The 570-nt window shown below is 45.6% G+C and carries 1 protein-coding gene; it reads left to right on the forward strand.

Annotated elements, in window-relative coordinates; translation table 11 throughout:
- Nucleotides 1-247: DUF4870 domain-containing protein (locus tag AC0T7J_RS25090; protein WP_473798429.1), on the forward strand; the 247-nt coding region annotated here is incomplete at its 5' end.
- Nucleotides 248-570 lie beyond the last annotated feature (323 nt).

Below are 570 nucleotides of genomic sequence, written 5' to 3' on the forward strand. Positions count from 1 at the left end.
GATCCTTTGGCAGATGAAGCGCGAGAAGGACCCGTTCATCGATGCGCAGGGTAAAGAGGCGCTGAATTTTCAGATCACGGTGGCGATAGCCTCAATGATCTGCTTCCTGCTCATGCTGCTGATCATTGGTTTCTTCCTCTTTGGTTTGCTTGCAATCGCGGCATTGGTCCTGACGATCATTGCAGGGGTCAAAGCCAACGAAGGTTTCCCGTACAGATATCCGTTCACTTGGCGACTGATCAAGTAACAGTCTCTTGTATCGCAATATGGAAATGCCCCGGCTTATCGGGCATTTTTATTTGTGCAACTCAATAATTGGTTTTTGTTGTAGGACTAGTCTTTTAACGATGTGCGGTTTGGCATTTATTTGCTGATATTTCTCTATTACATGTTTGGTCACAACTGATCGACCACGTGCTTATTCTCGTTCTTGTTATTGACGCGAGCGGGTTGTTAAAGTTGCCCGATGCAATGTTTCGATTGAAACATTTCGATATGTTCAAGCCATCGATGGCACTTGAATTCCCCAGTAATCAGTGTTGATAAAATCAGCCGGTTCACCCGTCGAGC

This window comes from Pantoea sp. E956-1 (assembly GCF_982223955.1).